The following is a 26286-nucleotide window of genomic DNA, read 5'->3' on the forward strand; positions in this document are numbered from 1 at the left end:
CCACCCCAAGGCGGACGGCCGTCCGCGCCTAGGCCGATGCCAGCCCCGCCTTTTTCACGGGGCGCTTCGCCGGCTTTGGCCGCTTGAACCAAAAGCTCCACACCGCCAGGCTGCCGAGCATCGTCATTGCGAGGCCCGATATCGTCAGCAGGACGCGCCAGGTCCAGCCGCCGACTTTCGACGCATGGATCGGGAAGGCCATGTTGAACGCCTGCGCGCCGGGCGCGAGCTTCAGGGCATCGCGCGCGCCCAGGACCTCGCCCGTCGCGGCGTCGAATGCCAAGGTCGTTCGTCCGTTGGGCAACCATTCGGCGGGCTGTTTCAGGCGCAGACTGATCGGGTCGCCGGGCCGCCGCGGCAGGCTGAGGATACGGAATTCTGCGTCGGGAAAACGGCGCCGCGCTTCGCCTAGCATCGCGCTGTAATCGGGCTTTTCGGCGAGCGGGCCGCCCTTATATTTCGGCGGATCGAGCGCTTTCGCCGTCTCCGCGACCGGACCGAAGGGCGCGACGACGCCGAGTGCAAAGGGGCGGAAGATCATCATCGTCCCGGTGACGATCGAGATCAGCAGCAACGGCGCGACGATCACGCCGAGGTCGCGGTGATGCATGACGATCGCCGGGCGCGACATGCGTTTGGGCCACAACCGAAACTGAAAGGTCTTGCGCGTCCGCCACCAAAGGATGACGCCCGAGATGACGAAGAAAAGCCCGCAAAGCCCCGCGATGCCGATCACCCATTCGCCGCTGTCGCCGGTGAACAGATGATGGTGGAAATCGAAAATCCAGAGCTCGGGCCGCTCCCACTGGCTGGCCCAGCGCGTGACGATCTCGCCCGACTGGCTGGCATAGGCACCGGCATCCTTGCCGAAGCGAAGCTGGTGCAGCCCGAAGCGTTCATCGGCATAGATGATGCCCTGCGCGCCGGGGGTCGCCATCAGCCGTTCGGTGGTTGCGGCGACCGTGGTCAGGTCGCCGCGTAGCGGATCGCCGGTGCCCGGCAACCCGATCCACAGATAGTCATAGAGCAGGATCGTGCCCGACAGGCCGAGCAGCGCCAGCACGAGGCCGATCAGCCCCCCCGTCCAGCGGTGCAGCGTGTCGAGCAACTTCATCATGTCGGATTAGAACCTGTAGTCCCAGCCGAGCGTGAACGTCCGCCCGCGTCCGGTAAAGAAGCGGGCATTGTCGGTCGCCGCGACGGTCGAGCGGATCGTCTGGCTGTTATAGGTGACATAGTCGACATCGAACAGGTTGGACGCGGCGAGCGTGATCCCGCCCAGGCGCGGCAGGTCATAGCGCAGCACGGCGTCGGTCAGCGTGTAGCCCGAAAAAGCCGTATTGGCCGGCGCGCCATCGAATTTGCGGTCGAGATAGAGTCCAGCCTGGACGCGCGCGGACACCGGCCCGCTGTTATAGCTGGCCCAAAGATTGACACGGTCGGGCGAAATATTCGCGCCGTCGAGGTCGATATCGACCTTGTCGTCTTTGTTGCTGTCGGTGCGGCCGGACAGATGGGCATAGCCGGTGCCGAGCTTCAGCCCGTCGACCGGAAGCTCAACCGCAAGATTGATTTCGAAGCCCTGAATTTCGATGCGCTGGCGCTGGACGTCATAAACGCCCGCGCTGTTCATCACCAACAGGCCGCCATCTTTTGACGTCGACCAGAAATAGGAGGCGCTGGCATCGAGCGGACCCCGCTTGATTTCGATACCCAATTCACGATTGTTGGAGATAACGGGGGTGACGTTGACGTCTTCGATGCGGAAATTCGGCTGGGTCCGGCCGTTGACCGACCGCAGGATGCGACCGACGTCCGCGATCGAATAGCCTTCGGCATAGCTGGCATAGGCGCGGATGCCCTGCACAGGTTCAACGATCAGCCCGCCATTGATCAGCAGGTCGTCGAAATTGCGCGTGCCGCCGGAGACGCGAGCCGAATTATACGAAGCCAGAGTCACGAAGTCATCGACCTTGAGCTGACCATTTTCCCAGCGCGCGCCGCCCGCAACGCGGACTGCGCCGTCGAACAGTTTCAGATTGGCCTGGCCGAAGGGGGCAAGCGTACGGAAGGTCGTGGGCGGGACCCAATAGCGCGATGTCGCGATCATCACCTGCTGGGTCTTGTCCCACATCGAGTCGAAACCGAGCGTGACGTTGAGCGCGTCGAAGAATTGCCGCTCATAACTGACGCGCGCACCCAGCTTGCGCGAGCGGTTTGCCGACTGGTCGAACAATGTGCCGATGGGGGCGATGCTGGCGTCCTGAAAAGTCGCGCTGATATCGCCGCCGAAAATGTCGCGCGACCGGTTGAAAAAGGCCTGGAAGATCAGATTGCCGCCGCCGAGATCCGTATCGGTCAGCGTCAGATTGACGGTCTCGACGCGGTTGGAGGCTGCTTCGCCCTCTATTTCGCCGCGCCGCGAGCTGGTCGGAAGGCCCGTCGATCGATTGCCGGCGACCTGCACCCAGTCGCCATTGCCCTCTAGGTTGAAACGCGTGGCGAACAATTCGACGCGGGCTGTCGATGACAGGTCATAGCCCAGGCGCGCAAAGAAACTGAGGCTCTTGCTGTCCTGTACATCGCCCTGCGTATTGTCGATGCCCACCCGGCGGCCCGCGCCGTCATAATAAAGGCCGCGCGTTTCATAGGCGACGCCGCCCGTCACATCGAACGCACCCCGGCGATAGGCGAGCAATCCGCCTAGCTTGCCGCCAAAGCTGCTGCTTTCGAAATTGCCGGTCGATCCCTGCACCAGCGCGCGGCCGGACAGGCCGTCTTCGCGCGGCGCCTTGATCACCACCTGATTGACGACGCCGCCCGTGGCGCCGATCCCCTGCAAGGCGTTCGATCCATAGATTAGTTCGACGCGATCGAGGAAAAAGGGATCGATCGTATAGCCATCGCGCGATCCGTCGCGGATCGGGGTCGATTGCGGAATGCCGTTGATCGCATAGAGCGGCGACCGGCCGCGTAGCGTCTCGCCCGAGCCCGACAGCTTTTGCCGTGTCGGCGAGAAGCTGGGCGTCAGGTTTGCGACCGCATCGATGACCGAGCCGGAGACGGCAACCTGTTGATCCAGACTGTCCTTGGAAATGACATCGATTGTCAGCGGCAGGGCGTTCGGCGGCAGGGTCGTACGCGCAGCGGTAACGACGATCGTGCCCCCGCTCTCGTCGCCATCGGCGATCGGCGCGCTGTCCTGCGCGAAGGCGGGCGAGGAAAGCGCCGTGCATGCGAGCGCGGCGAGGACAAATTTGCGATTCATTCGGAGAGCTCCCTTTTCGGAAGCGGCCGCTAGTGCGAACTATTCGCAAAAGCAAGAAAAAATGAGCCTATACTCTCGACCAAGGGACAGGGGGACAGGCCCTTCAAACCACGCTATCACTCTGGTCATGCGGGAAAAGGAACTGCGCTTCGCCCTGATTTGTTACGGCGGCATCAGCCTCGCCGTCTATATGCACGGCATTACCAAAGAGATCTGGCGGCTCGCCGCGGCGTCGCGCGCCTTTCACGATGGCGAGGCGATCGGCGGGTCGGGCGGTGTCTATCGCGACCTGCTCGCGGCGATCGCCGAGCATGGCAGCGTCAAGCTCCGTGTCCTTCCCGACATCGTTGCGGGGGCCAGCGCGGGCGGGATCAACGGCATCTTCCTCGCGCGTGCGCTTGCGACGGGCAAATCGCTCGACCCGCTAACCGAACTGTGGCTGCAGGACGCCGACGTCGACAGCCTGCTCGACCCCGACGCGCGGCCGCTTTCGGCGATGACCAAATTCTGGGCGGTGCCGATCGCCGGCTGGGCGATGAAGCGGCGCGGCAATGCCATCGACCGCACCGTCGGCGAAGACGCGCAGGACGAGGTGCGTGCCAAGCTGTCGCGCTTCGTCCGTGCGCGCTGGTTCGAGCCGCCCTTCGGCGGTGTCACTTTCTCGAACCTCTTGCTCAATGCCTTTGACGCGATGGATGCAGGGCCTCAGGGCCCGCCGCTCGTGCCCGCCGAGCAGCCCGTCGACCTCATCGTCTCGGTAACCGACTTCGCGGGCCACAAGGAGCAGTTGACGCTCAACAGCCCGCCGCGCGTGATCGAGCAGGAGCATCGGTTGATGATGCATTTCCGGCAGAATGGCCGCGCGGGAAGGCGGCTCGACGATGTGCCGGCGCTTGTCGCCGCCGCGCGCGCGACCGCCAGCTTCCCGGGCGCCTTTCCGCCCTTCACCTTGCGCGAACTCGATGCCGCGCTCGAAAAGCGCGGCGTTGAATGGCCGGGCCGCGATGCCTTCATCCGCGCGCAACTGCCGCGCGTGCCCGACAGCGATCCCGCCGACCGCGTGTTGATCGACGGTGCGGTGCTCGCGAATGCGCCGTTCCGACCGGCGATCGCGGCGCTTAAGCAGCGTCCGGCGCGGCGCGAGATCGACCGCCGCTTCATCTATATCGACCCGAAACCCGATTATAAGGCGATCAGTGTCGGCAAGCCCGGCGAAGCCACCGAACAGGGCCAGCTTCCGGGCTTCCTTCCGACGATCCTCGGCTCATTGTCGGCGATCCCGCGCGAGCAGCCGATCCGCGAGAATATCGAGATGATCGAGGGGATGTCGCGGCGCATCCGCCGAATGCAGCACATCATCGACGCGATGAAGGTCGAGGTCGAGGAACAGGTCGCGGCGCTGTTCGGCACGACCTTCTTCCTCGACACGCCGACCCCGGCGCGGCTCGCGAAATGGCGCGCGAAGGCGCAGGATCAGGCCGCGGTGCGCGCGGGCTTTGCCTATGCGCCCTATGGCCACCTCAAGCTTTCGGCGGTGATCGACGAACTGGGGAATATCGTCGACCGGCTCGTCCCGCCCGAAGGGCCGGTGCATGTCATCAACCGCCGGATTGCGATGTGGACCGAGGCGCGCGCCCGCGGTCTCGACCGGATTTCGGGCAAGAAGGGCACGGGCGCGAGCAGCGAGGCGATCGAGTTTTTCCGCACCCATGATCTGGGCTTCCGCATTCGCCGCCTGCGCTTCCTCGCCCGTGAACTCGACGCGTCGGTCGAGGCGACGCGCGAGAAGCGCGACCCTGTGTGCGAAGAAATGCGCGAGACGATCTTCACCGCCCTCGGCCAGTATCTTGAGCGCGAGGGCGATAGCTGGCTCGCCGACCTCGACGTGCCCGCCGATACCGAGCCCGGCCAGTGGATCGACGCGATCGCCGCGCGCCGCGATCTTGTCGCGCTCGATGCCGAGACCGACGAAGTGATTGCGGCGGCGCTCGCCAAGCTTCCAAAGGACGACCGGCGGACGATGCTGTTCGCCTATCTCGGCTATCCCTTTTACGACATCGCGACCTTGCCGCTTTTGCAGGGCGAGGGCTTCGACGAGTTCGACCCCATCAAGATCGACCGCATCTCGCCGTCGGACGCGACCGCGATCCGCACGGGGGGCGCGGCGGCGATGCTGAAGGGGGTCGAATTCAACAGCTTCGGCGCCTTCTTCAGCCGCGCCTATCGCGAGAATGACTATCTCTGGGGGCGGCTCCACGGCGCGGACCGGCTGATCGATATTGTCGCGAGCAGCGTCAACGGCGACGATTCGGTGCCTGCGGACGAGCTGAAGATGCTGAAGCGCCGCGCCTTCCACGCGATCCTCGATGAGGAAGAGGGGCGATTGCCCAAGGTGAAGGCGTTGATCGACGAGCTCAGGGGTGAGATCGGCTAATTATCTTCGTCATTGCGAGCGTAGCTCGCAATGACGAAGTTGAAGAACGACGGATCAGTCCGTCAGATCGTCCCACATTTCCTTGATACGACCAAAAAAGCCCTGGCTTGCGGGGCATTCCTCGCCGGTTTCGGTCTCGCGGAATTCGCAGAGCAATTCCTTTTGCCGTGCGGTCAGCTTCGTCGGCGTCTCGACGTCGATCTGGACGACAAGGTCGCCATGACCGCGGCCGTTCAATACCGGCATGCCCGCGCCGCGCTGGCGAAGTTGCTTGCCCGATTGGATGCCCGCGGGGATGGCGATGTCGTGCATCTGGCCATCGAGGCCGGGAATGCCGATCTCGCCGCCCAATGCAGCGGTGGTGAAGCTGATCGGCGCGCGCGTGAACAGCGTCGTGCCCTCGCGCTCGAACACTTTGTGCCGCGCCATATGCAGGAAAATATAAAGGTCGCCCGGCGCCGCGCCGCGTGCGCCGCTTTCGCCTTCGCCCGACAGGCGGATGCGCGTGCCCTCGTCGACACCCGCCGGGATGTTGACGGTCAGCGTCTTGCGCCGGTCGACCCGGCCCTCGCCATGGCATGAGTTACAGGGGTCGGCGATGACTTCGCCCGCGCCCTGACAGGTCGGGCAGGTGCGTTCGACCATGAAGAAACCCTGCTGCGCGCGCACCTTGCCATGGCCGGCGCAGGTCGTGCAGCGATTGGTCTGGGTGCCGGGCTTGGCGCCCGATCCGTCGCACGTCTCGCAGCGCGCCGCGACATCGACCTGAATCTCGCGCGTGACGCCCGAAAAGGCGTCCTCGAGCCGGATTTCCATGTCGTAGCGCAGGTCGGCGCCGCGCGCGGGACCGCGCTGCTGACGTCCGCCTCCGCCAAATGCCGAGCCGAAGATCGATTCGAAAATATCGCCGATGTCGCCGAAATCGGCATTGCCGCCACCGCCGAAGCCGCCCGCGCCGCCATTGACGCCCGCCTTGCCGAACCGGTCATAGGCTGCGCGCTTCTGCGGATCCTTCAGGCAGTCATAGGCTTCGCTGATGGCCTTGAAGCGCGCTTCGCTGTCATCGCACCCCGGGTTCTTGTCGGGGTGATATTTCATTGCGAGCTTGCGATAGCTCGCCTTCAGCGTCGCATCGTCGGCTGAGCGCTCGACTTCCAGCAGTTCGTAATAATCGATGTCGAGTGACATAGGTCAAACAGGCCCCCTCCGGCCCGCCGGGCCCGCATGGCGCGGACCCGGCGAGGGAGTTTTCTTACTTCTTGTCGTCTTCGACTTCCGAGAATTCGGCGTCGACGACGTCTTCGTCGGTCTTCGCCGCACCGGCATCATCGTCGGCGCCGGGGGATGCTGCCGACTGCTGCTCTTTCTCGTAGATCGCCTGACCAAGCTTCATCGCGACCTGCGCGAGCGCCTGGCTCTTTTCGGTCATCGCGGCGGCATCGCCGCCTTCGACCGCGGTCTTGGCTTCGGCAACCGCGGCTTCGATCTCGGACTTCAGGCCCGCGTCGACCTTGTCGCCATGCTCGCGGAGCTGGCTTTCGGTCGAGTGGATCAGGCTTTCGGCGTTGTTCTTCGCCTCGGCCGCCTCACGGCGCGTCTTGTCCTCTTCGGCGAACTGCTCGGCGTCCTTGACCATCTGGTCGATGTCCGAATCCGACAGGCCGCCCGAAGCCTGGATCTTGATCTGCTGTTCCTTGCCGGTGCCCTTGTCCTTGGCGTGGACGGACACGATGCCGTTGGCGTCGATGTCGAAGGTCACTTCGATCTGCGGCACGCCGCGCGGAGCGGGCGGAATGCCGACGAGGTCGAACTGGCCGAGGATCTTGTTGTCCTGCGCCATTTCGCGCTCGCCCTGGAACACGCGGATCGTCACCGCCGACTGATTGTCGTCAGCCGTGGAGTAGACCTGCGACTTCTTGGTCGGGATCGTCGTGTTGCGGTCGATCATCTTGGTCATGATGCCGCCCAGCGTTTCGATGCCCAGCGACAGCGGAGTCACGTCGAGCAGCAGCACGTCCTTGACGTCGCCCTGCAGCACGCCCGCCTGGATCGCAGCGCCGATCGCGACGACTTCGTCGGGGTTCACACCGGTGTGCGGTTCCTTGCCGAAGAAATCCTTCACGACTTCACGCACGCGCGGCATGCGCGTCATGCCGCCGACGAGAACGACTTCGTCGATTTCGCTGGCCGAAATGCCCGCGTCCTTGATCGCCTTCTTGCAGGGTTCGAGCGTGCGCTTGACCAGCTCTTCGACCAGCTTTTCCAGGTCCGAACGCGTGATCGTCTTCACCAGATGCTTCGGCCCATTGGCGTCGGCGGTGATGAAGGGCAGGTTGACCTCGGTCGTCGCGGCCGACGACAGTTCGATCTTTGCCTTTTCGGCGGCTTCCTTCAGGCGCTGCAGCGCAAGCTTGTCGCCGCGCAGGTCGATGCCTTCGTCCTTCTTGAACCCGTCGGCCAGATATTCGACGAGCTTGCTGTCGAAATCTTCACCGCCGAGGAAGGTGTCGCCGTTGGTCGACTTCACCTCGAACACGCCGTCGCCGACTTCGAGGATCGAGATGTCGAAGGTGCCGCCGCCAAGGTCATAGACTGCGATCGTTTTATTCTCGGTCTTGTCGAGGCCATAGGCCAGCGCCGCCGCGGTCGGCTCGTTGATGATGCGCAGCACTTCGAGGCCTGCGATCTTGCCGGCGTCCTTGGTCGCCTGACGCTGGGCGTCGTTGAAGTAAGCGGGAACGGTGATGACCGCCTGCTCGACCTTTTCGCCCAGATAGGCTTCGGCGGTTTCCTTCATCTTCTGAAGGATGAAGGCGCTGATCTGCGACGGCGAATAATCCTCACCGCCCGCCTTGACCCACGCGTCGCCGTTCGAACCCTTGGCGATGGTATAGGGGACGAGTTCCATGTCCTTCTTGGTCATGGGATCGTCGAAGCGGCGGCCGATCAGGCGCTTCACCGCAAAAATCGTGTTTTCGGGGTTGGTGACGGCCTGGCGCTTCGCCGGCTGGCCGATCAGGCGCTCGCCATCCTTTGCAAAGGCGACGATCGACGGGGTCGTGCGCGTGCCTTCGACATTTTCGATAACCTTGGGTTTTCCGCCTTCCATCACCGCGACACAGCTGTTCGTGGTGCCGAGGTCGATCCCGATCACTTTGGCCATTGATAATACGTCCTTGTTGCTTCCTCGACGCCCTGAAAAGGCACGCCGTCCATGGTTTTGATGGGGGCGATATAGGTGCGCTTTGCCTTGGCACAAGGGCTTTCACGGCTTATCGAGGGTGCGAAAATATCGCGCTTTTACGGAGTCCTCCCAAAATGAAACCCTTCGCTCTTGCCGCTCTCGCCGCCACTGCGCTCAGCCTGACCGGCTGCGGCGATAATCTGGTCGCCGCCAAGCCGCTCAATGTGGTGAGCGGGCATATCGTGATGGGGGCGACGCCCGACCGTCCGGCGGTCGGCTATTTTCGCGTCCAGGGCGGCCCGCAGCCGGTCCGGCTTGTCGCGGTGACCGCCGACCTCGCGCAGCGTGTCGAAATGCACGAAAGCGTGAAGGAAAATGGCGTCGTGACGATGAAGCCGCTGCTGCGCGCCGACGTGCCTGCCAAGGGCGACCTGGTGTTCAAACAGGGCGGCAAGCATTTGATGATCTGGGGCATCAACGGCGCCGCGGTCCGCGCGGGCAAGTTGCCGATGGCGTTCGTTTTCACCAACAACAATAATGAACGCATCCTCTTCGACATGGTGATCAAGCCTGCCGAGGGTGCCGAGGCAGCCGCCGATCATGGCGCGATGGACCATGGCGCGATGGAAAAGGGCGCCGACCAAGCGGCCCCGGACGCTGCGAAGAAATAGGGATGCATTCCGACACTTCGTCATTGCGAGCGAAGCGAAGCAATCCAGAGCGGTTTACGCCACTCTGGATTGCCGCGTCGCTTCGCTCCTCGCAATGACGGGGTTTTAATGCCGCGTCCGTCGCGACCGCTCACGCCTGGCGAGGTCGCGCTTGCCCGGACGGTGTTCGGGGGCGGGATCGCCTATGACCGCGTGCGCGTGAACCACCATAAGTGGATTTTCTTCCAGCCGCGCCACATCGTCATGGCGCCGATGGGCAGCCTGCATTTCAACCCGCATGGCGATCTTTATTGCGACGATTTCAGCGTCGCGTCGCAGCGATTGCAGGGGCTGTTCATCCACGAGATGACGCATGTCTGGCAGGCGCAGACGCGCGGACGCTGGTATCTGGTGCTGATGCGCCATCCCTTCGCGACCTACAGCTACAGCCTCAAACCCGGTTGGCTGCTCGAACGCTACGGGCTCGAACAACAGGCCGAGATCGTTCGTCATTATTGGTTGCTGACCCAGGGGCTGGTCGTCGGCGGCGCGCCGGGAATCGAGGCCTATCGTGCGATACTGCCGTCATCATGGGACGCGGCATGATGGATGCGACAATTACCGGCTAGCCAGAGGGGCGGCGTTCGTCCTATGTTCCTCTCATGGATGGAACCGCCCTCGTCGTCGCCCTTGTTGCCCTCGCCATCGGGGGCCTGATCGGCTGGCTTTTTGCCGGCCGCCAGTCGGGCGCGCTCAAGGCCGAGCGCGACGGGCTTTCGGAGCGGTTCAAGACCGCGGTGACGGACCTCGCGGCCGAGGCCGAGGCGCGCAAGGCAGCCGATATCCAGCTTGCGGCTTTGCTCAGCGAACAGCGCGCGCGCGACGAGGCGCATGATGCGCAGATCGCGCAACTGAAAGACGCGCAGGCCGCGCTGACGGCGCAGTTTCGTGAGGTCGGGCAGGTGATGCTCGATGGTGCGCAAAAAGCGTTCCTCGAACGCGCCGAGGCGCGCTTTAAGGAGAGCGAGGCGACCGCAGGGCAGAATCTGAAAGCGCTGCTGCATCCGGTCCACGACCGGCTCGAAAAATATGAGGCGGCGGTGGCGAAGGTCGAGGCCGAGCGCCGCGACGCCTTTGGCCTGCTCCATGGCCAGATCGCGGCGATGCGCGAGGGCACCGAACGCGTGTCGAGCGAGGCTGCGAAACTCGTCAACGCACTGCGCAACGCGCCCAAGGCGCGGGGGCGCTGGGGCGAGCAGCAACTGCGCAACGTGCTCGAAAGCTGCGGCCTCTCCGAGCACGCCGATTTCCAGACCGAGGTTAGCGTGAACGACGGCGACGGCGGGCGGCTGCGCCCGGACGTCGTCGTGCGCGTACCCGGCGGGCAGAATCTCGTGATCGACGCCAAAGTGTCCTTGAACGCCTATCAGGATGCGTTCGGCGCGGTGGAGGAGCGAGAGAAAGCGGCACATCTCGTCGCGCACGCTGCGGCGATGAAGGCGCATGTGAATACGCTTGGCGCCAAAGCCTATTGGAACCAGTTCGACGACACCCCCGACTTCGTCGTGATGTTCGTGCCCGGCGAGCATTTCCTTGCCGCCGCGCTCGATCAGGACGCGGGGCTTTGGGATTATGCGTTCGAGCGCAAGGTGCTGCTCGCGACCCCGACCAACCTCATCGCGATCGCGCGCACCGTCGCGGCGGTGTGGCGGCAGGAAAAGCTCGCCAATCAGGCGCGCGAGATCGCCGCGCTGGGCAAGGAGCTTTACGCGCGCATGTCGGTGATGGGCGGGCATATCGCCAAGGTCGGGCGCAATCTCGATCAGGCGACGGGGGCGTACAACGCTTTCGTCGGCAGCTTCGAATCGCAGGTGCTGACGCAGGCAAAGCGTTTCGAGGCGCTCGACATCGAAACCGGCGACAAGGAAATCCCGGCGCTCCCCGTCGCCGAACAGGCGGCGCGCCCGCTGGCCAAGCTGGCTGGGACGCCCGCGGCGGTCAACGACGCGGGGGAATAGGGGCTGCGGGGGAATTGAGCCGCCCCCAACCCGTTTGTGTCGAGCGAAGTCGAGACACCCATCAGCAGCGCATGCCTTCACGGTGTCTCGACTTCGCTCGACACGAACGGAGGATGGGGCTGCGTCTAGATCACCCGCCGCAACACCGCCGTTCGATCGCCGCTGCCCGTCAGGACGAGCGTGCCGTCGTCGGCGAAGGTCAGATTGACCGTTGTCGTCATCAATTTGAAGAAGAGCTGTTCCAGCTCCATGCCTGGACAGGCCATTTCGGTCGCCATCAGCGGCCCCGCTGTCAGCGTGTCGCCGGTCGCCGAATAGCGGCCCGAAAAGCGGTTGCAGCCCGCGCTGCCGCTGAGCCGGTCGCCGCCGAATTGCAGCGAGGTCGGGCGGTCCGAGGTGACCGGCTTTCCGCCGATCGACACGAAGGTCCAGTTCGACCCCGCGAGCGTGTCGGGCGGCAGCACCGCGCCGCCGCAGCCTTGCACGCTCTTGCCATCGGCGACGACGCGCACCGTGTCGGAATAAAGCCGATCGCTCATCCCGTCGCTGCACTTCGTCTTCTGGATGGTGACCGACAGCCGGTCGGTTACATAGGAGCGTCCGTTTGACGACGACTTCGCGCCGGGGTTCGGCACCATGATCTTCGTCTCGCCATAGTCGCCATCATAATTCAGCCGCGACGGCGTGATTTCGAGCGTCCAGCCGGGTTCGGTGCCGAGCGCCATATAGGCGGCGGGCTGATCGCCCGGACCTTGCGGCGGCGTATCGGCAACGGGGGTGCAGGCGGCGAGCGCGAGCAGCGAAGCGGCGGGTAGGATCCTGATCATGCGGCATCTCCTGAACGCTTCATGCTGATCGATCGATGAACCGCGCGGCCGGCTATTGGTTCCGCCGCTGGTTCAACACCTCATAAGCCATCACCGCCGTCGCGACCGCCGCGTTCAGGCTGTCGGCCTTGCCCATCATCGGCATCTTCACCCGCACATCTGCGGCGGCGGCATAGTCGGCGGGCATGCCCTGCGATTCATTGCCGGTGAGGATGAAGGTCGGCGCGGCGTAGCGCACTGCCTGATAATCCTCGGTATCGTCGCCGAGCCACGTCGCGACGAGTTGGCCGGTCCCCTGGCGCAGCCATGGGAGAAACTCCTCCCAGCGCGTCACCACCAGCTTCTGCGTAAAGATCGCGCCCATGCTCGCGCGCACTGCCTCGACCGCATAGGGATCGGTACTTTCATCGAGCAGGATCAGCCCGCCCGCGCCGACCGCGTCGCCGGTACGAAGCATCGTGCCCAGATTGCCGGGATCGCGCAGCCGCTCGGCGACGAGCCAGATCGGCGCGGCATCGCGGTCGATGTCGGCAAGCGTCGTCTGCGGCTCGGCATAGATGCCGACGATGGTCTGCGGATTATCCTTGCCCGACAGTTTCGAAAGGATCGCGCCCGTCGTGTCGATGACTTCGCCGCCCGCGGCCAGCGTGTCGGCGACCAGCGCCGCCGCGAGAGGGTGCGCGTCACCCTCGGGGCCCAGGAACAGCCATTGCGGGAGCACGCCCGCCTCGCGCGCCTCGGTCGCGATACGCAGCCCCTCGGCGAGGAACAGTCCCTCGGCGCGGCGGTGGCGTTTTTCGCGCAACAGCCGCATCCGCTTCACCAGCGGGTTCGATAGGCTTTCGATGGTTGAACGGCGACCGGTCATCCGGTCAATCCTCGCCGAAGCTGTCCTTGACCAGCCCGACCAGCTTCAGCAGCGCCGCGTCGGCGCCGTCGCCCTTGGTGTGGATCGTGATCGAGTCGCCCTTTGCGGCGCCGAGCATCATCAGTCCCATGATCGAGGTGCCGTTGACGCGCGATCCGCCCTTTTCGACCTCAACCGACACGCTTTCGGGCAAGCGGCTGACAAAGGTCACGAACTTGGCGCTCGCACGCGCGTGAAGGCCGCGCTGATTGGTGATTTCGACCGTCTCGGAATTTTCGTTCAAGGGCCCACTCCCAGCATTTCCGACGCGACCGAAATATATTTCTGGCCGGCTTCCTTCGCCGCGATCACCGCGGCGCGAAGTTCCATCGTCTTGCGCGCGCTTTCGAGGCGGATCAGCATCGGCAGGTTGACGCCTGCGATCACTTCGGTGCGCCCCGCCTCGAGCAGGCTGATCGCGAGGTTCGACGGGGTGCCGCCGAACAGGTCGGTCAGCATCACGACGCCGCGGCCTTCGTCGACCTTGCGAATCGCGTCGGCGATTTCCTTGCGGCGCATCTCCATATTGTCGTTCGGGCCGATGCACACGGTCGCGACCGCCCTTTGCGGACCGACGACATGCTCCATCGCGCGCACCATTTCCTCGGCAAGGCGGCCGTGGGTGACGAGCACCATTCCCAGAAGCGGCAGAGCCTTATCGTTCGCCATGCAGTCGTCGACCCTTATATGTTGCCGCCGGGCGCGGAAGCCGCGGGCGGGGGCCTGCCCTCAAGCCCATCTTGCGGGGCAGAGTCAAGATTGCGGTGGGTCAGCGTTGGCTCATATCCGGACTCGCGTAGCGTTTGGGCAACACGGCTCGCGACATGGACCGATCGGTGGCGTCCCCCCGTACAGCCGAAGGCAATGGTGACATAGCTTTTGCCCTCGGCGCGGTAGCGCGGCAGCAAGGTGAGGATCAACTTCTCGATCTGCGACAGGCTGTCTTCATAGGCGGGATCGGCAATCACATAGGCGGCGACATCGGAATCGAGCCCGGTTCCGGGCTTGAGCTTCGGATCCCAGTGCGGGTTGCGCAGATAACGCATGTCGAAGACGAGGTCGGCGTTGCGCGGCAGCCCGCGCGCGAAGCCGAAGCTCATCACATTGAGGACGGGTTCGCCCTCGTCGGCATCGCCGAACCGTTGGCGGATTTCCTGCTGCAGATCGTTGCTGCTGTAGTTGGTCGTGTCGACGACATGCTCGGCCCAGCGGCGGAGCGGCTCCATCATCTCGCGCTCCCGCGCGATCCCGTCGGCGGCGGGGCGGTCCTCGGCCATGGGATGGCGGCGGCGCGTTTCAGAGAAACGGCGTTCGAGTTCGGCACCGGCGCAATCGAGGAACAGGGTCTGGATGTCGCGTCCGCCCGCCTCGCGCAAATCCTTGATTCGGCGCACGAGCAGCGCGGGACGGAAGCCGCGGCTACGGCTGTCGATGCCGATCGCGAGCGGGCGCCCCGCCTCGCTGCGCTGCATCGGCGCGTCGATCAGCGTTTCGAGCAGCGCGAGTGGCAGATTGTCGACCACTTCCCAGCCAAGGTCCTCGAGCACCTTCAGCACGGTCGATTTGCCCGCACCCGACAGGCCGGTGACCAGCAACAGGCGCGATTCGGCGGCCGCGCTCATCGTCGATGCCTCATGCCGCGGGTGCCAGTCGTTCGAGCGCGAGCAGGATCTTGATCGGCGCCGACGCCTCGAACGCCGACAGCAACAGCGCGGGCAGCGGGTGGCCCGCGACCGTCTCGACCTGATTGACTGCTGGCATGCGGTCGTAGCGGTCGGTCAGGCGCACCGCGAGCGCGAGCGGGACGGGTGCCGTCCACGGCCGCTCGACGATCCCGATCCCGCGCACTTCCAGCTTGCCCGCCAGGTTTTCGGGCGGCCGGCACCACAGCCGGCCGCGTTCGAACCAGATATCGCAGCGGTCGTCGGCAACCAGCCGCGCGCCGCGATCGATCAGCCGCAGCGCCAGGTCCGATTTGCCCTGTCCCGAATTGCCGAGGATCAGCACGCCGCCATTGCCCGCTGCGACGCAGCTCGCATGGATATTGACGATTTGCGTGTTGGTCCGGCTCGGAAGCATGTCGCATGGCTTACCGGCGACGGTGCGGTGCCGCAAGACGATAGGATGACGGCGTCAGCCGGTTTCGGTCGTACCTTCGCGCGCGGGCAGGGTGATGAGCAGGCTGGCGCCCGACCTGCCGTCATCGCGATCCTTGGCATTGATCGTACCGCTATGCCCCTCGACGATCGTGCGCGCGATCGCCAGGCCCAGCCCGCTATGGCGACCGAAGGCCTCGCCCGCGGGGCGTTCGCTATGAAAACGGCGGAAAATGGCGTCGCGCTGCGTAGGGTCGATGCCGGGGCCGTCGTCGTCGACCTTGACATGAACCTCATCGCCGAGGCGGGTCGCCGAAATGCAGACGAGGCCGGTATCGGGCGAAAAGCTGATCGCATTGTCGATCACATTGTCGATCGCGCGTTCAAGCCGATGGCCATCGCCCATCACCACTGTCGTACCTTTGCGGGGACGCGCGAAGGCGACGCGCGGCTGGGGCACGGTCGTGTCGACGCGCGCCGCGCGCGCCGCGAGCATCGATTCGATCATGATGCCGACGTCGATCGGTTCGAACAGCGTACGCGACAGTTGCGCGTCGACCCGGCTCGCCTCGCTGATGTCGTTCACCAGCCGGTCGAGCCGGCGGACATCCTCGTCGGCGATCGCCAGGAGTTGCGCGCGCTGCTCGTCGCTTTTGACGCGTCCCAGCCCCTCGATCGCGGAGCGGACCGAGGCGATCGGATTCTTGAGCTCGTGCGTCACATCGGCAGCGAAATGTTCGCCCGCGTCGATACGTTCGCGCAGCGCCTGCGTCATGTCGCTGAGCGCGCGGGCGAGCGTTCCGATCTCGTCACGGCGGCTGGGCAGGCGCGGTACGACAACCTCACGGGCGCGGCCGAGGCGGACGCGAACTGCGGCGCGCGCAAGGCGGCGGAGCGGGCGGACGATGGTGCGGGCAAGGAACAGGGACAGGAGGACCGACGCCATAAGCACCATTGCGACGACGACGGCGATGCGAAAGCGTTCGGCGCGCACGGTGCGCGTGATGTCGCGCGCATTGAGCGTCATCAGCACCGTTTGCGGCGTATCGAGGTCGACGACGCGTGCCGCGCTGAGCAGCGGGGTGCGTTCGGGGGCATAGCGGAAACGGCTCGTCTCGATGTCGCTGCGTTGCGCTTCGAGGACCTCAGGCCAGGATTTCGCATTGTCGACGCGCGGTTCCTCGAACTCGGGATAGGCCGGCGCGCCGACGATCCAGTCGATGCCGCGATCCATCGCGCGCGCGGCGTCGCGCTTCCAGGGCTGCAGATCGGGATCGCGCAACGTATAGGTCGGCGGACCCGTCTCGAAACTGTCCGAAATGCGCCGGCCGTCGGCGGCATAGAAGCGCAGGCGCGACTCGGTCGCGGCGGTAAATTCATCGATCAGCCGCGTGCGCTCTTCGGGCCGCGCCGCTTCCAGCGCGCTGTCGAGCATTGCGAGCTGGTCCTTCATCACCTCGATGCGCGTATCGACCAGTCGGCTCCGATAGGAGTCGAGATAATAGAAGCCGCCGGCAAGCAGCGCGATGGCGAGGATGTTCACCGCAAGGATACGCGTGGTCAGCGACCAGCGCGCCGACCAGACCAGCGGCGATTCCTCCTGTTCGGCGATGCTGGCGTCGGGCTTCATGGCATCAGCTCTCGTCTGCAAAGCGATACCCTGCGCCATAAAGGGTTGCGATCGCGTCGAACTCGGGGTCGACCTCGCGGAACTTGCGGCGCAGGCGCTTGATGTGGCTGTCGATCGTGCGATCGTCGATATAGACGTCGTCCTGATAGGCGGCGTCCATCAATTGATTGCGGCTGCGCACGATACCGGGGCGTGCGGCAAGCGTTTCGAGGATCAGGAATTCGGTGACGGTCAGCGTGACGTCCTTGCCGTCCCACGCGACCTTGTGGCGCGCCGGGTCCATCTGCAGCCGTCCGCGGGTGATCGGCTCGGCGACGGGTTCGTCGTCTTCGCTGGGTGCCGACCGGTTGAGTTCGACGCGGCGCAGGATGGCGCGGATGCGGGCGATCACCAGCCGCTGCGAAAAGGGTTTGGCGATATAATCGTCGGCGCCCATCGCCAGGCCCAGTGCCTCGTCGATCTCGTCATCCTTGCTGGTCAGGAATATGACGGGAAGCTGGCTCTTCTCGCGCAGGCGACGCAGCAGTTCGAGTCCGTCCATTCGCGGCATCTTGACGTCGAACACGGCCAGATCGGGCGGATTGTCGATCAGCGGCTTCAACGCCGCCTCGCCGTCCGAATAGACGCGCGTCACAAAGCCTTCGGCTTGAAGCGCGATAGACAGGGATTGCAGGATATTGCGGTCGTCGTCGACCAGCGCGATGGTTGCCGTCATGCTCTTTCCGTTTGGCGGGCCCAAGCAGCGATTAGCCTATCCGCGGTTCAGCGACAACATCGGGGCGTTAGTACAGTTCCCTTTTGGCACGCCCGCCGCAAGCGCTCATCGCAAGCGCCGCGCAGCTCCGCTTTAATCTTTTGACCTCCCCCGCCAAGCGGGCTAACGCGGCCGAGATTTCGGAATCGGCGGTCACGTCGGCACCCATGCGAATGCGGGCCAACCCATTAGTGCGCTAAGCATTGCATAGGTATGCAACGACGCCGCCGGACAAGGAAAGGCGAAGGCAAATGACCAAGGTTGTGATCGGCGCGGACACCGTCGAGACGAAGGCGGAAGTCGCCGAAAACTGGGGCACTCCGCAGTTGATCGAGGATGCGGTTCGCCACGGGGAGGGCGTGCTCGCCAAGGACGGCCCGCTCGTCGTCGAAACCGGCAAGCACACCGGCCGCAGCGCCAAGGACAAGTTCATCGTCAAGGACGCAGAGACCGCCGATACGATCTGGTGGGGCAAGACGAACGTCGCGATGACCCCTGATAATTTCGCGGCATTGAAGGCCGATTTCTTCGCGCATCTGGCGCAGCGCCCGCGCCTGTTCCGTCAGCAGCTTTTCGGCGGCTCGCAGCCCGAGCACCGCGTCGCGGTTCAGGTCGTCACCGAATTCGCCTGGCACAGCCAGTTCATCCGCACCTTGCTCTGCCGCCCGACCGCGGCCGAGCTCGCGGCGTTCGCGAGCGAATATACGATCATCGACCTGCCGAGCTTCCGCGCCGACCCGGCGCGCCACGGCACGCGGACCGAGACTGTCGTTGCGGTGAATTTCTCGGAGAAGCTCGTGCTGATCGGCGGCACGCAGTACGCGGGCGAGATGAAGAAGTCGGTGTTCGGCATCCTCAACTATCTGCTCCCGGTTAAGGGCGTGATGCCCATGCACTGCTCGGCGAACATGGGACCCAAGGGCGACACCGCAGTCTTCTTCGGCCTCAGCGGCACCGGCAAGACGACGCTGTCGGCCGACGCCTCGCGCACGCTGATCGGCGACGACGAGCATGGCTGGTCGGACACCGCGGTCTTCAATTTCGAAGGCGGCTGCTACGCCAAGATGATCCGCCTTTCGCCGGAGGCCGAGCCCGAGATTTTCGCGACGACCAAGCGTTTTGGCACCGTGCTCGAAAATGTCGTGATCGATCCGGTCACGCGCGAACTCGATTTCGACGACGCGAGCCTCGCAGAGAACAGCCGTGGTTCGTACCCGATCGATTTCATTCCGAACACGTCGGAACGGAATATGGGTCCGGTCCCGCAGAACATCATCATGCTCACCGCCGATGCCTATGGCGTCTTGCCCCCGATCGCGAAGCTGACGCCCGACCAGGCGATGTATCATTTCCTTTCGGGTTACACCGCGCGCGTCGCGGGGACCGAGATCGGCGTGACCGAGCCCGAGGCGACCTTCTCGACCTGCTTCGGCGCACCCTTCATGCCGCGTCACCCGTCGGTCTATGGCAATTTGCTGAAAGAGCGCATCGCCAAGGGCGGTGTCCAGTGCTGGCTCGTCAACACCGGCTGGACCGGCGGCATGGCGACGATGGACGGCATCAAGCGCATGCCGATCAAGGCGACGCGCGCGCTGCTCAACGCCGCGCTCGACGGCAGCCTCAACGACGCCGAATTCCGCAAGGATCCGAATTTCGGCTTCATGGTGCCCGTCGCGGTTCCGGGCGTCGACAGTGCCTTGCTCGATCCGCGCGAAGCCTGGGCCGACAAACAAGCCTATGACCGCACGGCGCAAACGCTCGTCGGACAATTCATCGACAATTTCGCGCAATTTGCGGATCATGTCGACGAAGGCGTCCGCCAAGCCGCGCCGCAGGCGGCCGTCGCAGCATAACCTACCCGGAACCTTCCGGGTGTTCATTCACCCGGAAGGACCGGACCAATGACCACCGAATATCGCCCGCGCCTGTTCGAGCGCGACGAAGACATACGCGCGATCGGCAGTGGCCTGCTCGCGCGCAGCCTGCCGCGCGAAGCGTGGACGCATGAGGCGCATCTGGGCGCCTGCCTCTGGCTTGTCAGCGAGCGCCCCGACATCGACATCGATGCCGAGATTGCGACGATCATCAGCCGCTATAACGAGAGTGTCGGTGGTGTGAACGACGACACACAGGGCTATCATGACACTATCACGCGTGCCTATGTCGCAGGGGTGCGGCTGTTCCTGTCGGAAACCGCCGAGGTCGGGCTGGCTGCGCGCGTCAACGCGCTGTTGCTTTCCGACATGGGCGGCCGCGACTGGCCGCTGCGCTTCTACACCCGCGACCTGCTCTTTTCGGTCCCGGCGCGGCGCGGCTTTGTCGAACCCGATCTTGTGCCCTTTCCGGCCTAAAGCTTCATTCCGGGCGCCCAGCCGCTTTCCGCAAGGAAGGCGGCGGGGTCGCGCATCTCGATAATCGCCTTGATCGCCGCGGCCTTGTCGGGTGCGCGATCATAGTAGCTTTTGGCGACGCGGTAACCGACCCAATAGCCGAGGTCGCCGGGCCAACCGTCCTTGCCCTGCTGGTTATAGAGCCAGCGTGACCCGATCGCCTTGCCGTCCTTTTCGGCAAGAAAGGCGGTTTCCAACTCGGCTTCGCGTCCCTTCGCCCATTGGTGGAGCAGCGGATAGCCGACCGAACCGCTCATCCGCTCGGCGACGAACTCGGCAGCGCCCTCGACAAGCGCGGCGTGGAGGACGGTATCGTCCTCGCTCTCGACCTGCGCGAGCGGCTGCTGTGCATGGACATATTCGTGCGCGATGATGTGGACGAAGCGGTCTTCGTCGTCAGCCTCGATGAACTTTGCCATGCACAGGGTTTCGAGCCCGATATAAAGCCCCTTGGCGTTTGCAGTGCCTGCGGTCGTCCCGCGCCCGATCGCGATGGTGATCGGCGGGAATTTGGCGGCAGGATAGATTTCAGCGAGCCGGTCGGTCGCTGCGACCAGCCGCGTCCGGACATTGCCGAGTTTTGCCGCGCAGCCGCGCGCATCGGCAAAGAGTTGCGGTTTGGTGCGCAGCGCTGCGGCCAGCTTTTCGGGTGTGATACGGCGCAGCGCCATGAACTCGACCAGCCCCGGTGAGGGATCGGCGAGATAGCGTATGGCGAGCTGCTCGGGCTGCGCCGCAAGCGCCGGATCATCGGCGAGCGCGAAGAAACGCTCGACGTCCGAGGTCACGATCGCGACGCGCGCCGGAGAGGCCGGCTGATCGGCAGCGCGGCTGGCCGGGTTCCAAGTCATGCTGGCGGCGAGTACCGCCAGCAAGGCGGCGCGACGCATCAGCCCTTTTTCTCCGCCACATAGGCGTCGACATTTTGCGCGAGCACGTCGAGCGGGACGTTGCCGCCCTCGACGACGACATTGTCGAAATCGCGGAGGTCATATTTCGCGCCCAACGCCTTTTGCGCCAGCCCGCGCTGCCGCACGATCTCGCTGTGCCCGACCTTGTAGCCGCACGCCTGCCCGGCCCAGCTGCAATAGCGGTCGACCTCGCTCGACACCTCGAGCGGGTTCGAGCCATTTTCCTTGACGAAAAACTCGACGCCCTGCTCGCGTGTCCAGCGCTTGGCGTGGATGCCGGTGTCGACGACGAGGCGGCAGGCGCGGAATGCCAGCGACTGGAGATAGCCCAGACGCCCGACCTCGAAATCGTCGTAGAGGCCAAGCTCATCGGCGAGTTGCTCGGCATAGAGCGCCCAGCCTTCGGAGTAAGCATTGAACGCCAGCATCGTGCGAATGAGCGGCATCTGGTTCGCATATTCGCCCTGCCACACATGGCCGGGAATCGCCTCGTGCATCGTCAAATCGGGGAGCGAATACTTGCTGTGCAGCTCTGTGGTGCGCAGGTTGATCCAGAATTTGCCCGGCACCGTCCCGTCGATCGATCCCGCGCCGCCATAGGCCGCAGGTGCACCGGGTTCTTCGGCCAGCGGCAGGCGCTTCACCTCGACATTGCCCTTTACCAGCGTGCGGAACGCGCGCGGTAGCTGCGCGCGGATCTTGCCGAGCCAAGTCTGGATATAGGCGGTGATTTCGGCGCGACCCGCGTCGTTGTCGGGGAACTTATATTTGGGATCCTTGGCGAGCGCGTTCATGCGGTCGCCGACCGAGCCTTGCGTATAACCAAGCTTCTTGAGGATCGGATCCATCCTGCCGTGGAGTTCGGCGAGTTCATGGCGGCCCATCTGGTGGACCTCTTCGGGCGTCATCCGCGTCGTCGTCGAAGCGCGCAATGCCCAGGCGTAGAATTCGTCGCCGCCGGGACGCGCCCACATGCCCGCGTCCATCGTCGCCTTCGCGCGCTGCGCCTTGAGTTCGGCGAGCTGGCGTTCGAGCGCCGCAGCGACGGGACCCTGCACGATCTTCGCCGAGCGTGTCGACCAGTCGCCCGCGATCTTCGCTTCGCCCGTGCGGCGGACGAGGCTTTCGACCATCGATCCGCCCGCTTTTGCGTCGGCGATCGTTGCTTCCATCTGCTTCACCGCCTTGTCGATCAAGAAGGCAGGGGCGATCAGCCCTTGTCCGCCGGCGGCTTTCAGCCGGCCGGTCTCACCGTCGAGGACGCCGGGGAAAGCGTTGAGGCGCGACAGATAGGCTTCGGCGTCGGCGGTATTTTTCACCGGATGATCGCTGTCGAGGAATTTGGGGACGTCGAGATAGGCGCCGACATTCTGGATCACGACATAGGGCGTGTTGCGCCAGCCGCCGACCGCGACGTCGCCATAGGGCAGGGCAAAGCCGTCGAGCGCAACGCCATAGGCGCTCTCCACGACCGCAAGGCTGGTGCGCGTCTTGTGATCGAGCCCTGCCTTGTCGAACGCGCGGACGCGCGCGACATCGGCCTTCAGCGTATCGGCGACGGCTTTCTGGCCTGCTGCAGACCGGTCGCCGAGCTTGCCGCGTTCGGCCGCGCGTGCACCGGTGTCGATGCCGAGCGAAGTCGCACCTTCGGGCGAGAGCGCGAGCAGATTGTCGGCGATCGAATCGAGCAGTTGCTGCGCGTCGCTCTTTGGCGCCGACTGAAGAGCGGCTGCGGGACCGGCGATGGCAAGCCCCGCGGTGCCCGCGCCGAGCGTGGCAAGCGTCTGGCGGCGACTGACGGGGGTGGAAAGCGGATTAGACACGGGCAGCTCCCTGGCGACTTGTTTCTTGTGAAACCTGTCTAGGCACACCCGCGCGGCGGTCAACGAAAAGGGGCCGGGAAAGCTTGCGCTCTCCCGACCCCCGTCGAAAATTATCGGCTGTCTATCAGTCGGTAAGATCGGCGGGCACCTTGCCGCCGTTCGCCGCGAGTTCGCGCATAACCGCCTTGTGCAGCCAGATGTTCATTTCGGCGCTGCCGTCGAGTTCGCCGGTGTAACCCAGTTCCTGCGCCAGTTCCTTGCGGTTGGCGAGGCTCGAATCAATGCCGAGCAGCTTCATGAGGTCGACGATAGACGTGCGCCAGTTGAGATCCTGTCCGGCGTTCGCGGCCTCGGCGGTGAGGATGGCATCGACATCGACGGGCGCGGCGGCGGCCGCGGCCATGGCTTGCGTCGCGGCGTCCAGCGCGGTGCCGACGGGGCTGGGCGCGGCCGGGGCGGCGGGTTCTGCGGCGACGGCCTTCTTGCCGAAGATGGCGTCCTTGATCTTGCCGAAAATGCTCATTGTTTAGCTCCCACTAGAAACCATGGCGCATCGCCGAAAGGCGAGTCGTACAGTCGCAGGCTAGGACTATGCATTTGAGAATGACAGCCAAATGAACGACTCCTCCTCGTCCTGCCTGCTGCTATACTCATTTGCATCGGCGCGGCGTCCGATCCGTGCCGAAGCGGGAGTATGACGACATGAATCTCACCGACATATTGGCGCAAGCCGGCGGCATCGAATCGATGGCGAAGGAGCTGGGCATTCCTCCCGCGATGGCGAAACAGGGCGCCGACGCGCTGCTTCCCGCGATTCTCGGCGGATTCAAAAAGCAGGCTCAATCGGCCGGCGGCGGAGCCGAAGGGCTTGGAGCGCTTGGAGGTCTCCTCGGCCAACTCGGCGGCGGCGGCCTGCTCGACTCGGTACTCGGATCGCAGCCGACTCCCGTTCAACAGGGCAATGATGTGCTTGGGCAGATTTTCGGGTCGAAAGATGTGAGCCGCACTGTCGCAGGGCAGGCCGCAGCACAGACCGGACTCGATTCGGGCATTCTCAAACAGATGCTGCCGATGCTCGCGATGATGGTTGCGGGCTATATGGCGAAGCAGGGCGGCCAGTCCGGCGAAAGCGGCGGACTTTCCGGCGGTCTGGGCGGCATGCTCGGCAATGTGCTCGGCGGCGCGATGGGCGGCGGCGCGGCGCCATCGGCGGGAGGCCTTGGCGGTTTGGGAAAAATGCTCGACATGGACGGCGACGGCAATCCGCTCGACGATATCATGGGCATGGTCAACAAGATGCGGGGATAGGCGGCCGCAGTCGGACGGTTCCCTTTCGACCGATTGCTGCCGTCCACGTCCTCGTCACCCCGGACTTGATCCGGGGTCCCGCTTGAAGTCGATGCCAGTGAGTGCGTCAAAAAAGCGGGATCCCGGGTCAAGCCCGGGATGACGGAAGTGGGGGGAGGCAACGCCCGCTCCCCACCCCTAAGCCGCCATGTCGCCTCAGCTCACCGCGCGATCGGCTTTACGCTGCCATCAGGCGCAATTCCTCACGGAAATCCTCGTCCACCCCGATGCGGCTTCGCATCGGGGTGACGGCGCCATCGGAATCGGCGTCGCCTTCCTCGAACAGCGCGCAGGGCGCTTCGCCGCCGCGCGCGAGGCTGTAACGCGGCGCGACCTTGCCGGTGGGCTTGAAACCAAGCTTGCGCAGCACCGCACCCGACGCCGGATTGTCGAGGAAATGGCCCGCCGACAGTTTCGGCAGGTTCATTGCCCGCGCGATATGGACGAGCTGACGCCCCGCCTCGGTCGCGAAACCCAGGCCCCAATAGGGACGGGCGATCCAATATCCCATTTCGGGGCCGCCTTCGGGGCTCGGCGAAATGCCGCAGCCGCCGACAAGGCGCGGCGCGCCGCCGGTGCGGGCAAAGATCAGGAAACGCGGCTGGTCGGGGTCGAGCGGTTTGCTCAGAAACTCCTGCGCCTGATCCTCGCCATAGGGCCAGGGTGCGGTCGCGAGGTTGCGGACCACCGCCTCTTCGCCGATCGCTTGGGCGAGCGCGGGGGCGTCTTCCAGCCAGCCGGGCCGCAGCAACAGTCTTTCGGTACGCGCGAACATCTTTTCTAACTCCCAATTGCCTGTCGCCTTGGCGCCAGATGGTGACGCTTTGACGACATTCGATACGGAGGGAGATGGATGGCCCGATTTTCGCGCCTGACCGCTAGAGCGCGGATTTCAGGCAAGAAAAAAGGGAGCCCGGGGTGACCCGTCTCCCTCTTTTCGAACTGGTTTCCGCTTGGGGCGGAAAGGACCGTTCCGGGTCATCCCTGGTGGACGACCCTGGAAGATCGTCCTTATTCGGCGGCTTCCGCCATGGCGTCGACCGACACATATTTGCGGCCAAGCTTGCCATCGTGGAATCGGACCTGGCCGTCGGCGGTTGCGAACAGCGTGTGGTCCTTGCCCATGCCAACGTTGACGCCCGGGTAGACCCGGGTGCCGCGCTGGCGCACGATAATGTTGCCGCCGATCACTTCCTGACCGCCGAACTTCTTCACGCCAAGGCGGCGGCCGGCTGAGTCGCGACCGTTGCGCGAAGAACCGCCTGCTTTCTTATGTGCCATGACTGATGCTCCTTAATTCGTTCGTTCGAGAGGCCGAGCCGCGTTGCCGCGCTCAGGCTTCCTTCTTGGGGGCTGCCTTCTTGGCAGCGGGCTTCTTTGCGGGCGCTTCGGCAGCGGCTTCGGCCTTCGGAGCAGCAGCCTTTTTAGGTGCGGCTTCCTTGGCGGGTGCTGCAGCCTTGGCTTCGGCAGCCGGAGCGGCCTCAGCCTTCGGAGCGGCTTCCTTCTTCGGCGCGGCCTTCTTGGCATCGCCGACAGCGAGGATGCGCAGCAGCGTCAGCGACTGACGGTGACCGTTGCGGCGACGGTAGTTATGCCGGCGGCGCTTCTTGAAGACGATGACCTTTTCGCCGCGCGTCTGGGCGATGATCTCGGCCGAAACGACGAGGCCTTCGGCGCTCTTCACTTCGCCGCCGTCACCGGCCAGCAGGATGTCGCCCAGCGACACGGTGTCGCCAGCTTCGCCGTCGATCTTTTCAACGGCGATCTTGTCTCCAGCGGCGACGCGATACTGCTTGCCGCCCGTGCGCACGATTGCGAACATGGTCTTCCATCCAATCAGAAACTAAAACACCCACGCTGCCAGTCACCCGCCAAAGCAGGCGATTTTTCCGGCATGCGGGAAAGTCAGCGCCACTAGCGAGACAGGGCGTCGCTGTCAACCGCCAAATCCCGTGCTTTTCGTCCAAAAGCGCGGGGCGAGGTCGATTATCGCCCACGCTGCCGATTCGGCACTTGCTGCGCCGTCGGTGCGCCCATATCAGGGACG

The 26286-nt window shown here is 64.6% G+C and carries 25 protein-coding genes; 7 read left to right on the plus strand and 18 right to left on the minus strand.

Going from position 1 to position 26286, the window contains the following annotated elements:
- Positions 1 to 28: 28 nt before the first annotated feature.
- Both KEC45_RS00400 and KEC45_RS00405 read right to left on the minus strand, forming a co-directional pair.
- Entirely contained in the window at positions 29 to 1114 is a 1086-nt protein-coding gene (locus KEC45_RS00400) for a PepSY domain-containing protein (protein WP_252172049.1), read from the minus strand.
- Positions 1115 to 1123: 9 nt separating this feature from the next.
- Entirely contained in the window at positions 1124 to 3268 is a 2145-nt protein-coding gene (locus KEC45_RS00405; protein WP_062185204.1) for a TonB-dependent receptor, read from the minus strand.
- Positions 3269 to 3395: 127 nt separating this feature from the next.
- Here KEC45_RS00405 and KEC45_RS00410 point away from each other — a divergent pair, with 127 nt between their 5' ends.
- Positions 3396 to 5702: a patatin-like protein gene (locus KEC45_RS00410; RefSeq protein WP_062185201.1), complete on the plus strand. Its 2307-nt coding sequence runs from the start codon at positions 3396 to 3398 to the stop codon at positions 5700 to 5702.
- A 54-nt stretch (positions 5703 to 5756) separates the two neighbouring features.
- Here KEC45_RS00410 and dnaJ read toward each other — a convergent pair whose 3' ends face one another.
- Complete coding sequence (gene dnaJ, locus KEC45_RS00415) at positions 5757 to 6890, minus strand: molecular chaperone DnaJ (protein ID WP_062185198.1); 1134 nt, start codon at positions 6888 to 6890, stop codon at positions 5757 to 5759.
- Positions 6891 to 6954: 64 nt separating this feature from the next.
- Entirely contained in the window at positions 6955 to 8865 is a 1911-nt protein-coding gene (dnaK, locus tag KEC45_RS00420) for a molecular chaperone DnaK (protein ID WP_062185195.1), read from the minus strand.
- 155 nt (positions 8866 to 9020) lie between these two features.
- On the opposite strand from dnaK, the gene KEC45_RS00425 reads away from it, so the two are divergent.
- The 3 genes from KEC45_RS00425 to KEC45_RS00435 all read left to right on the plus strand — a co-directional run bounded on the left by KEC45_RS00425 (position 9021) and on the right by KEC45_RS00435 (position 11554).
- On the plus strand, positions 9021 to 9557 hold the full coding sequence (locus KEC45_RS00425; RefSeq protein ID WP_062185193.1) for a copper chaperone PCu(A)C: 537 nt from the start codon (positions 9021 to 9023) through the stop codon (positions 9555 to 9557).
- Positions 9558 to 9665: 108 nt separating this feature from the next.
- A complete protein-coding gene (locus KEC45_RS00430) occupies positions 9666 to 10142 on the plus strand; it encodes a hypothetical protein (RefSeq protein WP_062185191.1) in 477 nt (158 codons plus the stop codon).
- 56 nt (positions 10143 to 10198) lie between these two features.
- Positions 10199 to 11554: a DNA recombination protein RmuC gene (locus KEC45_RS00435; RefSeq protein WP_062185190.1), complete on the plus strand. Its 1356-nt coding sequence runs from the start codon at positions 10199 to 10201 to the stop codon at positions 11552 to 11554.
- Between the two features lie 125 nt (positions 11555 to 11679).
- Here the strand turns inward: KEC45_RS00435 and KEC45_RS00440 are convergent, their stop codons facing one another.
- From KEC45_RS00440 to KEC45_RS00475, 8 genes are read right to left on the minus strand one after another with little or no spacing between them, the layout of a single operon-like run.
- Positions 11680 to 12381 carry an META domain-containing protein gene (locus KEC45_RS00440; protein WP_062185188.1) on the minus strand — a complete coding sequence of 234 codons (702 nt, stop codon included), beginning with the start codon at positions 12379 to 12381 and terminating at the stop codon, positions 11680 to 11682.
- A 52-nt stretch (positions 12382 to 12433) separates the two neighbouring features.
- A complete protein-coding gene (locus KEC45_RS00445; RefSeq protein WP_062185186.1) occupies positions 12434 to 13249 on the minus strand; it encodes an RNA methyltransferase in 816 nt (271 codons plus the stop codon).
- A gap of 4 nt (positions 13250 to 13253) precedes the next feature.
- Positions 13254 to 13532 (minus strand): HPr family phosphocarrier protein, encoded by a 279-nt coding sequence (locus KEC45_RS00450; RefSeq protein WP_037555414.1) that lies wholly within the window; start codon positions 13530 to 13532, stop codon positions 13254 to 13256.
- Positions 13529 to 13957: a PTS sugar transporter subunit IIA gene (locus tag KEC45_RS00455; protein WP_062185184.1), complete on the minus strand. Its 429-nt coding sequence runs from the start codon at positions 13955 to 13957 to the stop codon at positions 13529 to 13531. The genes KEC45_RS00450 and KEC45_RS00455 overlap by 4 nt, the downstream gene beginning before the upstream one ends.
- Before the next feature lie 14 nt (positions 13958 to 13971).
- Positions 13972 to 14910, minus strand: a complete 939-nt coding sequence (rapZ, locus tag KEC45_RS00460) for an RNase adapter RapZ (protein ID WP_062185182.1) — start codon at positions 14908 to 14910, stop codon at positions 13972 to 13974.
- Between the two features lie 10 nt (positions 14911 to 14920).
- Positions 14921 to 15367, minus strand: coding sequence for an HPr kinase/phosphorylase (locus tag KEC45_RS00465; RefSeq protein WP_062185179.1), 447 nt, complete (start codon positions 15365 to 15367; stop codon positions 14921 to 14923).
- 54 nt (positions 15368 to 15421) lie between these two features.
- Positions 15422 to 17014, minus strand: coding sequence for an ATP-binding protein (locus KEC45_RS00470; protein ID WP_062185176.1), 1593 nt, complete (start codon positions 17012 to 17014; stop codon positions 15422 to 15424).
- 4 nt (positions 17015 to 17018) lie between these two features.
- Positions 17019 to 17729 (minus strand): response regulator transcription factor, encoded by a 711-nt coding sequence (locus tag KEC45_RS00475; RefSeq protein ID WP_062185174.1) that lies wholly within the window; start codon positions 17727 to 17729, stop codon positions 17019 to 17021.
- 290 nt (positions 17730 to 18019) lie between these two features.
- Here KEC45_RS00475 and KEC45_RS00480 point away from each other — a divergent pair, with 290 nt between their 5' ends.
- Positions 18020 to 19621: a phosphoenolpyruvate carboxykinase gene (locus KEC45_RS00480; RefSeq protein ID WP_062185171.1), complete on the plus strand. Its 1602-nt coding sequence runs from the start codon at positions 18020 to 18022 to the stop codon at positions 19619 to 19621.
- A 48-nt stretch (positions 19622 to 19669) separates the two neighbouring features.
- Entirely contained in the window at positions 19670 to 20119 is a 450-nt protein-coding gene (locus KEC45_RS00485) for a hypothetical protein (protein ID WP_062185170.1), read from the plus strand.
- Here the strand turns inward: KEC45_RS00485 and KEC45_RS00490 are convergent.
- The 3 genes from KEC45_RS00490 to KEC45_RS00500 all read right to left on the minus strand — a co-directional run bounded on the left by KEC45_RS00490 (position 20116) and on the right by KEC45_RS00500 (position 23415).
- Complete coding sequence (locus tag KEC45_RS00490; protein ID WP_062185167.1) at positions 20116 to 21048, minus strand: DUF2268 domain-containing putative Zn-dependent protease; 933 nt, start codon at positions 21046 to 21048, stop codon at positions 20116 to 20118. The two genes, KEC45_RS00485 and KEC45_RS00490, sit on opposite strands and share 4 nt — an antisense overlap.
- Positions 21048 to 22892 (minus strand): DUF885 family protein, encoded by a 1845-nt coding sequence (locus KEC45_RS00495; protein ID WP_062185164.1) that lies wholly within the window; start codon positions 22890 to 22892, stop codon positions 21048 to 21050. Before KEC45_RS00495 ends, KEC45_RS00490 begins: the two co-directional genes overlap by 1 nt.
- A 124-nt stretch (positions 22893 to 23016) precedes the next feature.
- On the minus strand, positions 23017 to 23415 hold the full coding sequence (locus KEC45_RS00500; RefSeq protein ID WP_039577117.1) for a DUF3597 domain-containing protein: 399 nt from the start codon (positions 23413 to 23415) through the stop codon (positions 23017 to 23019).
- Positions 23416 to 23594: 179 nt separating this feature from the next.
- On the opposite strand from KEC45_RS00500, the gene KEC45_RS00505 reads away from it, so the two are divergent.
- The gene (locus KEC45_RS00505; RefSeq protein ID WP_062185161.1) at positions 23595 to 24200 is read left to right on the plus strand and encodes a DUF937 domain-containing protein; all 606 of its coding nucleotides are present in this window, start codon (positions 23595 to 23597) and stop codon (positions 24198 to 24200) included.
- Between the two features lie 217 nt (positions 24201 to 24417).
- Here the strand turns inward: KEC45_RS00505 and KEC45_RS00510 are convergent, their stop codons facing one another.
- The 3 genes from KEC45_RS00510 to rplU all read right to left on the minus strand — a co-directional run bounded on the left by KEC45_RS00510 (position 24418) and on the right by rplU (position 26061).
- Entirely contained in the window at positions 24418 to 25014 is a 597-nt protein-coding gene (locus KEC45_RS00510; protein WP_062185159.1) for a GNAT family N-acetyltransferase, read from the minus strand.
- A gap of 236 nt (positions 25015 to 25250) precedes the next feature.
- Entirely contained in the window at positions 25251 to 25520 is a 270-nt protein-coding gene (rpmA, locus tag KEC45_RS00515) for a 50S ribosomal protein L27 (protein WP_062185156.1), read from the minus strand.
- A 52-nt stretch (positions 25521 to 25572) separates the two neighbouring features.
- Positions 25573 to 26061 (minus strand): 50S ribosomal protein L21, encoded by a 489-nt coding sequence (rplU, locus tag KEC45_RS00520; protein ID WP_062185155.1) that lies wholly within the window; start codon positions 26059 to 26061, stop codon positions 25573 to 25575.
- Positions 26062 to 26286: the final 225 nt, after the last annotated feature.

Source organism: Sphingopyxis sp. USTB-05 (assembly GCF_023822045.1).
GTDB lineage: Bacteria > Pseudomonadota > Alphaproteobacteria > Sphingomonadales > Sphingomonadaceae > Sphingopyxis.

Coding starts and splice junctions, on each gene's coding strand:
- KEC45_RS00400 (WP_252172049.1), bottom strand. CDS start 1,114: ATGAAGTTGCTCGACACGCTGCACCGCTGGACGGGGGGGCTGATCGGC.
- KEC45_RS00405 (WP_062185204.1), bottom strand. CDS start 3,268: ATGAATCGCAAATTTGTCCTCGCCGCGCTCGCATGCACGGCGCTTTCC.
- KEC45_RS00410 (WP_062185201.1), top strand. CDS start 3,396: ATGCGGGAAAAGGAACTGCGCTTCGCCCTGATTTGTTACGGCGGCATC.
- dnaJ (WP_062185198.1), bottom strand. CDS start 6,890: ATGTCACTCGACATCGATTATTACGAACTGCTGGAAGTCGAGCGCTCA.
- dnaK (WP_062185195.1), bottom strand. CDS start 8,865: ATGGCCAAAGTGATCGGGATCGACCTCGGCACCACGAACAGCTGTGTC.
- KEC45_RS00425 (WP_062185193.1), top strand. CDS start 9,021: ATGAAACCCTTCGCTCTTGCCGCTCTCGCCGCCACTGCGCTCAGCCTG.
- KEC45_RS00430 (WP_062185191.1), top strand. CDS start 9,666: ATGCCGCGTCCGTCGCGACCGCTCACGCCTGGCGAGGTCGCGCTTGCC.
- KEC45_RS00435 (WP_062185190.1), top strand. CDS start 10,199: ATGGATGGAACCGCCCTCGTCGTCGCCCTTGTTGCCCTCGCCATCGGG.
- KEC45_RS00440 (WP_062185188.1), bottom strand. CDS start 12,381: ATGATCAGGATCCTACCCGCCGCTTCGCTGCTCGCGCTCGCCGCCTGC.
- KEC45_RS00445 (WP_062185186.1), bottom strand. CDS start 13,249: ATGACCGGTCGCCGTTCAACCATCGAAAGCCTATCGAACCCGCTGGTG.
- KEC45_RS00455 (WP_062185184.1), bottom strand. CDS start 13,957: ATGGCGAACGATAAGGCTCTGCCGCTTCTGGGAATGGTGCTCGTCACC.
- rapZ (WP_062185182.1), bottom strand. CDS start 14,910: ATGAGCGCGGCCGCCGAATCGCGCCTGTTGCTGGTCACCGGCCTGTCG.
- KEC45_RS00465 (WP_062185179.1), bottom strand. CDS start 15,367: ATGCTTCCGAGCCGGACCAACACGCAAATCGTCAATATCCATGCGAGC.
- KEC45_RS00470 (WP_062185176.1), bottom strand. CDS start 17,014: ATGAAGCCCGACGCCAGCATCGCCGAACAGGAGGAATCGCCGCTGGTC.
- KEC45_RS00475 (WP_062185174.1), bottom strand. CDS start 17,729: ATGACGGCAACCATCGCGCTGGTCGACGACGACCGCAATATCCTGCAA.
- KEC45_RS00480 (WP_062185171.1), top strand. CDS start 18,020: ATGACCAAGGTTGTGATCGGCGCGGACACCGTCGAGACGAAGGCGGAA.
- KEC45_RS00485 (WP_062185170.1), top strand. CDS start 19,670: ATGACCACCGAATATCGCCCGCGCCTGTTCGAGCGCGACGAAGACATA.
- KEC45_RS00490 (WP_062185167.1), bottom strand. CDS start 21,048: ATGCGTCGCGCCGCCTTGCTGGCGGTACTCGCCGCCAGCATGACTTGG.
- KEC45_RS00500 (WP_039577117.1), bottom strand. CDS start 23,415: ATGAGCATTTTCGGCAAGATCAAGGACGCCATCTTCGGCAAGAAGGCC.
- KEC45_RS00505 (WP_062185161.1), top strand. CDS start 23,595: ATGAATCTCACCGACATATTGGCGCAAGCCGGCGGCATCGAATCGATG.
- KEC45_RS00510 (WP_062185159.1), bottom strand. CDS start 25,014: ATGTTCGCGCGTACCGAAAGACTGTTGCTGCGGCCCGGCTGGCTGGAA.
- rpmA (WP_062185156.1), bottom strand. CDS start 25,520: ATGGCACATAAGAAAGCAGGCGGTTCTTCGCGCAACGGTCGCGACTCA.
- rplU (WP_062185155.1), bottom strand. CDS start 26,061: ATGTTCGCAATCGTGCGCACGGGCGGCAAGCAGTATCGCGTCGCCGCT.